The organism is Sphingorhabdus sp. (assembly GCF_044239045.1).
GTDB lineage: Bacteria > Pseudomonadota > Alphaproteobacteria > Sphingomonadales > Sphingomonadaceae > Sphingorhabdus_B.
The window spans coordinates 23036-30646 of record NZ_JBIICD010000021.1 but is presented as its reverse complement, the minus strand read 5'-3'; the positions used below and the strand labels follow the sequence as shown (position 1 = coordinate 30646).

Below are 7611 nucleotides of genomic sequence, written 5' to 3'. Positions count from 1 at the left end.
AGGTCGTAAGCGACCTTTCCGGAGCATAATATCAGCCGTTTCACATCCTTGTCGGCAGGTGCATTCATGTCGGACAATATCCGCATGAAGTGGCTTTCGCCTTGGAAGTCCTCAGCCCTGGAAACCGCGAGCTTATGACGCAAAAGCGACTTTGGCGTCATAACAATGAGCGGTTTGCGGAATGGTCGTGCCATTTGCCGGCGCAGCAAGTGGAAATAGTTAGCCGGCGTAGTGCAATTGGCGACCTGGATATTGTCCTCCGCGCATAATTGCAGGAAGCGCTCCAGCCGTGCCGAGCTATGCTCCGGCCCCTGACCCTCATAGCCATGCGGCAACAGCATTACGAGGCCATTGGCGCGCAGCCATTTGGCTTCACCTGACGCAATGAACTGGTCAATCATGGTTTGTGCGCCGTTCACGAAATCGCCAAATTGCGCTTCCCAAAGGACCAATGTTTTCGGCTCTGCTCCGGCATAGCCATATTCAAAGCCCAACACACCAAATTCGGACAAGGGGCTGTCCAAGATTTCAAAACGCCCATGTGGCAAGGTGGACAGCGGCACATATTTTTCTTCTGTCGTTTGATCGACCCAGACGCCATGCCGCTGGCTAAAAGTGCCTCGGCCTGAATCTTGGCCAGACAAACGCACGCCATAGCCTTCCGAAAGCAGCGAACCAAAAGCGAGCGCTTCGCCGGTTGCCCAGTCGAAACTTTCCCCAGAACTGAACATCGTCTTCTTGGCATCAAGCACGCGGCTTAATGTCGGATGGATGTTGTGGCCTTCGGGTACCGTCGTCAGCGTGCGACCAAGGCTGTCGAACAATTTGCGCGTGATACCAGTTGGGACGTTGCGTCGCGCAGTTTCTGGATCAGCGGGCTTCGACAGGCCTGACCAACGGCCACCAAACCAATCAGCGGCGTTGGCTTTATAGTCTGCTGCACTCGCAAACTCTTGCTCAAGCGCTTGGACAAAGCGCATCGCGTGTTCATTGGGCCAATTGGCGTCGATCACGCCTTCGGCTTGAAGACGTTGTGCGTACAGAGCACTTACGGCCGGATGGTTTTTGATGACTTTGTACATCAATGGCTGCGTAAAGCCGGGTTCGTCGCCCTCATTATGGCCAAAGCGGCGATAGCACCACATGTCGATCACGATATCGCGGTGGAATGTCTGGCGGAATTCAATCGCAATTTTGCATGCGAATGTCACCGCTTCGGGATCATCGCCATTGACGTGGAAAATAGGCGCTTGAACACCTTTGGCTACATCGGACGGATAAGGCGATGATCGCGCATATTGTGGGCTAGTGGTAAAACCGACCTGGTTGTTGACGATGAAGTGCAGGCATCCACCTGTATTATACCCACGAATGCCGGAGAAGCCGAGGCATTCCCATACAATGCCCTGGCCAGCAAAGGCGGCATCACCGTGGAGCAGCACAGGCAACACTTGCTCATGCTTGCCCAAATCGTCGCGCGCCGTCTGGTTGGCGCGCACCTTCCCCAAGACAACGGGGTTTACGGCTTCAAGATGCGAAGGGTTCGGTACAAGGCTCATATGCACCTTGATACCGTCAAATTCGCGGTCGGTGCTGGTGCCAAGATGGTATTTCACATCACCTGAACCACCGACATCATCAGGGTTGGCGCTGCCACCTGAAAATTCGTGGAAGATGATGCGATAGGGCTTGGCCATCACATTGGCGAGCACGTTCAAACGGCCACGATGCGGCATACCATAGACGATTTCACGCACGCCAAGCTGGCCACCATATTTGATAACAGCTTCGAGCGCCGGGATCATGGACTCGCCACCGTCAAGGCCGAAACGCTTCGTGCCTACATATTTGCGGCCAAGGAATTTCTCATATTGCTCGGCTTCTATAACCTTGCCGAGTATCGCCTTCTTGCCCTCTGGCGTGAACTGGATGGCGGCATCCTTGCCCTCCATCCTTTCTTGCAGAAACCGGCGCTCTTCCACGTCGGAAATATGCATATATTCAAGACCTACCGGCCCGCAATAATTGGCGCGCAGCGTATCTACGAGCTCGCGCACCGTGGTCCACTCAAGCCCAAGCGTGCCGCCAACATATACGCGCTTGTCGAGGTCGGCGCTAGAAAAGCCATGATATTCAGGCGTCAGGTCAGCAGGAATGTCTTGCTTCGATAAGCCAAGCGGATCGAGATTGGCCGCCAGATGCCCGCGCACGCGGTATGTGCGTACCAGCATCATCGCGCGAATAGAATCGCTCGCCGCAGCAACGGCGTCAGCCTCGGCCATGGGTTTGCCTGCTGCCTTGGCCGCAGCCTTCACTTCGACCGCCATTTGCGTGGGGTCGAGCGATGCCGTCAAATCGTCAGTTGCTGACAATGGCCAGTTGGCGCGTTCCCAGCTGGGGCCCCGCTCTACTTCGAAATCCTGGTTTTCTAAGCCCATTTTTCTTCTCCAAATCCTCCCCACGTCGAGGAGGTGGCGGTCCGCAGGACTGACGGAAGGGCACGTGCGTTCAAGCTCTCGCTATTTGGCGGGTGCCCCACCGCTATGCTGCGCATGGCCCTCCCCGTTTCGGCGAGGGGGCGCTACTTAACCCTTCAATACTTCTACCAATGTCTTGCCGAGCAAGGATGGCGATGGCGATACGCGGATGCCCGCGGCTTCCATGGCTGCAATCTTGCTCTCGGCGTCGCCCTTGCCGCCCGATACGATCGCGCCTGCATGGCCCATCCGGCGGCCTGGAGGAGCCGTGCGTCCGGCGATGAAGCCAGCCATTGGCTTTTTGCGGCCCTTTTTGGCTTCATCGATTAGGAACTGCGCTGCTTCTTCTTCTGCGCTACCGCCGATTTCACCAATCATGATGATTGACTTAGTGGCATCATCCGCGAGGAATAGCTCAAGGCAGTCGATGAAGTTTGTGCCGTTAACCGGATCACCACCAATGCCGACCGCAGTCGTTTGGCCAAGGCCTTCTGCTGTGGTCTGGAATACGGCTTCATAGGTCAATGTGCCAGAACGCGACACAACGCCTACCGATCCTGCCGAAAAAATGCTGCCGGGCATAATGCCGATTTTGCATTCGTTCGGCGTCAATACGCCTGGGCAGTTGGGACCGATAAGGCGCGATTTAGAGCCTGAAAGCGCGCGCTTTACCTTGACCATATCGAGTACCGGAATGCCTTCGGTGATGCAGACGATCAATGGAATTTCTGCATCGATGGCTTCAAGGATTGAGTCTGCCGCAAAGGGTGGCGGGACATACACAACCGAAGCATCTGCGCCTGTGGCTTCTTTCGCTTCAAGTACGGTATCGAACATCGGCAGACCGATATGCGTTGTTCCGCCCTTGCCAGGGGTGACGCCGCCGACCATTTGCGATCCATAAGCGAGCGCTTGTTCGGTATGAAATGTGCCCGTCGCGCCGGTCATGCCCTGCGTGATGATCTTGGTGTTTTTATTGACTAGGATGCTCACAAACGTCTCCTGAAATCTTTGGTTTGCGCTTAGTTCAGCGACGGGTCGATGGCTTTACATGCCACCAGCAGCTCCTTCACCGCATCTACGCTGACGGCGAGGTTGGATTTGGCTTCGTCATCCAGTGCGATTTCGACGATCTTTTCAACGCCGCCTGCGCCGATTATCACTGGAACACCGACATATAGATTGTCGACGCCATATTGGCCGGTCAAATGGACTGCCGCAGGAAGGACGCGTTTTTGGTCGTACAGATAGGCCTCTGCCATCGCGATGCCGCTGGTGGCGGGTGCGTAATAAGCAGAGCCAGTTTTTAGCAAGGCGACAATTTCGCCGCCGCCGCTGCGCGTGCGTTGGACGATGGCGTCTATGCGCTCCTGGGTGGACATGCCCATCGCGATCAGGTCAGGCACAGGAATACCCGAGACCGTTGAGTATTGAATGACGGGAACCATAGTGTCGCCATGGCCGCCCAGCACAAAGCTGGTTACGTCCTTCACCGACACGTTGAATTCATCCGCGAGGAAATGGCTGAAGCGTGCCGAGTCTAGAACCCCGGCCATGCCGACCACCATATTGTGCGGAAGGCCCGAAAATTCGCGTAACGCCCAAACCATCGCGTCGAGCGGGTTGGTGATGCAGATGACAAAAGCGTTTGGCGCGTTGGCTGCAATGCCTTCGCCGACTGCCTTCATCACCTTCAGGTTAATTCCCAACAAATCATCGCGGCTCATGCCGGGCTTGCGCGCGACGCCAGCGGTGACGATGATGACATCTGCGCCCGCGATGTCGGCATAATCATTAGTGCCAGTGATTGTGGCGTCAAAACCTTCAACAGGACCGCATTGCGACAGATCCAGAGCCTTGCCTTGGGGAACGCCCTCAACAACGTCGAAAAGGACGATGTCACCAAGGCCCTTTAATGCTGCGAGATGGGCGAGAGTGCCACCGATGTTACCGGCGCCGATGAGTGCAATTTTCTTGCGAGCCATGAAAAACTGTCCTTCCCTTAGGGCTTTATAGCGGAATTAAGGTGGCGTTACGCCGAATCGCTGTGGATAACAACCCAATAAAGCTCCAAAACCAAGGGTTTTTATGATAATAGTTCGCAATAGCGTTAATAAATAGAAATGCGCACTTCAGGTCCCAGCTACCCTGCGTAACATCTCCATCCAAATGGGTATTTGGCCGTGAAAACCTTCCGCCCAAACGCGCTCATCTAAACCATGTGCGCCTTCCTGCTGACCGACTATGCCCCATAGACCGCCAAAGCCATAAACAGGGATACCGGCGGCGCGCAAAAAAGCGCCATCGGTGGCGCCAGCGGACTGGAACGGCAGGACGGGCGCATTAGGGAAACGTGTGCTAACCGCGGCCCGATAGGCCTGCAGTATGTCGTCGCGCATCGGTGATGGTGCGGTTTCAGGGGTCTGCGATCCTTCCACCGCGGAAACGGTCACATCTGATCCCGATAGGGTCTGCAATTGCTGCCGGATGTCTTCAATTTTAACACCGGGAAAAATACGGCAGTTAACATTGGCTTCGGCCTTTTGTGGCAAAGCGTTGGGCGCATGCCCGCCAGACAGCATGGTCGCAACACAGCGTGTGCGCGTACTGCCGGGGTCCATGGTCTCCAACAGGTCCGCGGTTTCGCGGTCCTGCGGGTCGGCAAGAAATCGGCGCAGAAGCTCTCCATATTGGCCGCTGTCACCCTTCGCGAGCATGTCAAAACTGGCGCGTGTGGCGTCGTTGATCATCGCAGGGAAGCGATGCTCCTCAACCGCTGTCAATGCGTTGGCAAGCGCATAGATCGCATTGTCAGGCCGCGGCACACTGCTGTGCCCGCCACGATTGACAGCTGTCAGGCGAAAATCAGCATAGGTTTTTTCGGCAATCTGTATGCCGAAGCCTTCGACCCGTCCGTCGGGAAATACCGACCCGCCACCTGCATCGCCATTCAATGCATATTCGGCGTCAATTAGGTCGCGCCATTCACTTGTCGCGCGCCGTGCACCGTTACCAGTGGTTTCTTCGTCACCAGTAAACAGCACGATGATATCGCGCGTCGGCGCAAACTTTTCGGCACGCAAATATTGTAGCGCAAGGACAATCCCCGTCAGCGCGGCCTTATTATCATTTGAACCGCGACCCAGATAATAGCCACCTTCTTCGCGGAACTGGAACGGCGGATATTTCCAATCGCTTGCCTTAGCCGCAACGACGTCCATATGCGCCATAAGCAAGATGGGTTTTTCCCCCGAAGGCTTGGCTGCGGGCCAACGCGCGATTAATGTCTGGGTATTATCATGATCTTTGACGATGACATTAGTGATACCAGCTTTGCGGAATTCTGACGTTAACAGGCTGGTCAGTTTTTTGAATTCTGTGGGTTGCCCCTCTACCGTCGGAATTTCGACAATTTTTGCAAACAGATCACGCTCTGTGGCATACTTTGGGTTTGGTACCTGCGCATTTGCCGTCGTCGTTAGAGCCAACAAGCCAGCAAATAATAAAGTCTTCCGTCGCATCATCTCTCTCCCTTTTGGGGCATGCTAACGCGGGCCATGCCCTTCCGCCAGATAATCCTCAGACTGCATTTCCATAAGGCGGGATACGGTGCGATCAAACTCAAACCGCCCATCGCCTTGCGGGTATAAATGATCTGGTTCCGCATCGGCGCTCGCTAAAAACTTCACACGATATTCGTACAATGCATCGATCAACGTCACAAAGCGGGCGGCTTCATTACGATTATGGGGTCCCAAAACGGGTATCCCGACCATGATGACGGTATGGAAACGCCGCGCAATGGCAAGATAATCCGCCGCACCACGCGCTTCTGCACATAAGCGCTTGAACGAAAATACGGCCACGCCTTTTAGCGCTTTGGGCACATGCAACATGCGTCCGCCGCCAACGTCCATCTCCAGGGCTGGCACATGGCCGCGGTCTTCGGGCGGATAATCGGTCATCCTGAAAAAGGTTTCTGATAAATCCGTCGTTGCCCTAGGACCGTTAGGCACGAGCCAGACTTTAGCACTTCCCAATCGATCGCGTCTGTAATCGGTCGGGCCATCCAGCGCGATGATATCGAGAGTTTCTTTCACCAAATCGATGAAAGGCAGAAACAATTGCCGGTTCAGGCCATCCTTATACAGATCATCGGGGTGACGGTTTGACGTGGTCACAACGGTAACGCCAGCCGCAATTAGGCCAGAAAAGAGCCGTGACATAATCGCTGCGTCGGCCATATTGTTTACCACCATTTCATCAAAGCACAGCAACTGCGCTTCATCGGCCAGCGCCGCAACGATGGGTGGGATGGGATCGCCTTTTTCCTTCACACGCTCGGCCTTTAGCCGCGCATGAATGTCGATCATGAATTCATGGAAATGCGCGCGGCGTTTATGCTGGATTTGCACGCTATCGAAAAACAGATCCATCAGCATGGATTTGCCGCGCCCGACACCGCCCCATAGATAGAGTCCCCGCGCCGGTTCGGGCTTTCGTCCCAAGAACCGCCAAACAGTGCGCCCACGTGCCGGTGCAGCTTCGAGTTTAGACTGCACGTTAGCAAGGGCGCCCACCGCCCTTATCTGATCGGCATCTGTCCTGAGTTCACCGGCTTGGACAAGCGCAGCGTGACGATCCAGAACCGATGCCGACATCATTTTTTCGTTGGTTTTCGAATCGTTCCCGAAAATGCAGCAACGCGCGATTCGCCCTGCATCACAATGCCGCGCATGAACAACAGTCGGCCGGTTTCCTTGAGGAGCTCGACTTCTGCCTCAAGTGGTTCGCCGATGACGCCTGCACCGATAAATTGCACGGAGAGGTCTAAAGTGACCGCCGCGCCAGCCTCAATCAGGCCGAACATGCGGGACGCGCCGAACATTGCGACGTCGATAAAGCCCAGAGTGACCCCGCCATGCACCGCGTTGCGTAAATTGCTGTGCCGGTGTTCGGGATACATGCGCAAGCGCGCCTTGTTGTCGCCCTCGCTCCGGACCAGCATTTTGCCAAGCACCGTGCCATTGTATCGGCTGGCGTCGGTCATCTGCCAGTTCAACCACCCCGGATTATCGGGGTCAGGGCTGCTGTCAAAAGCGGGTGTATCCAACGGCAATCCTAACCGATCAGG

6 protein-coding genes are annotated in these 7611 nt (G+C 55.4%); all 6 read right to left on the bottom strand.

What is annotated here, in order from left to right; translation table 11 throughout:
• The coding region (locus ACILP4_RS08750) for a 2-oxoglutarate dehydrogenase E1 component (RefSeq protein ID WP_395620339.1) at positions 1–2438 on the bottom strand (2438 nt) is incomplete at its 3' end.
• A 147-nt stretch (positions 2439–2585) separates the two neighbouring features.
• Entirely contained in the window at positions 2586–3470 is an 885-nt protein-coding gene (gene sucD, locus ACILP4_RS08745) for a succinate--CoA ligase subunit alpha (RefSeq protein ID WP_395620338.1), read from the bottom strand.
• A gap of 29 nt (positions 3471–3499) precedes the next feature.
• Positions 3500–4462 (bottom strand): malate dehydrogenase, encoded by a 963-nt coding sequence (mdh, locus tag ACILP4_RS08740; protein ID WP_395620337.1) that lies wholly within the window; start codon positions 4460–4462, stop codon positions 3500–3502.
• Positions 4463–4609: 147 nt separating this feature from the next.
• Positions 4610–6001 carry a M20/M25/M40 family metallo-hydrolase gene (locus tag ACILP4_RS08735; protein ID WP_395620336.1) on the bottom strand — a complete coding sequence of 464 codons (1392 nt, stop codon included), beginning with the start codon at positions 5999–6001 and terminating at the stop codon, positions 4610–4612.
• Between the two features lie 21 nt (positions 6002–6022).
• On the bottom strand, positions 6023–7141 hold the full coding sequence (gene zapE, locus ACILP4_RS08730; protein WP_395620335.1) for a cell division protein ZapE: 1119 nt from the start codon (positions 7139–7141) through the stop codon (positions 6023–6025).
• A complete protein-coding gene (locus ACILP4_RS08725; protein WP_366048519.1) occupies positions 7138–7590 on the bottom strand; it encodes a PaaI family thioesterase in 453 nt (150 codons plus the stop codon). The genes zapE and ACILP4_RS08725 overlap by 4 nt, the downstream gene beginning before the upstream one ends.
• Positions 7591–7611: the final 21 nt, after the last annotated feature.

Excerpts from the sequence above, each read along its gene's own strand:
- mdh (WP_395620337.1), bottom strand. The coding sequence starts at position 4,462 with ATGGCTCGCAAGAAAATTGCACTCATCGGCGCCGGTAACATCGGTGGC.
- ACILP4_RS08735 (WP_395620336.1), bottom strand. The coding sequence starts at position 6,001 with ATGATGCGACGGAAGACTTTATTATTTGCTGGCTTGTTGGCTCTAACG.
- zapE (WP_395620335.1), bottom strand. The coding sequence starts at position 7,141 with ATGATGTCGGCATCGGTTCTGGATCGTCACGCTGCGCTTGTCCAAGCC.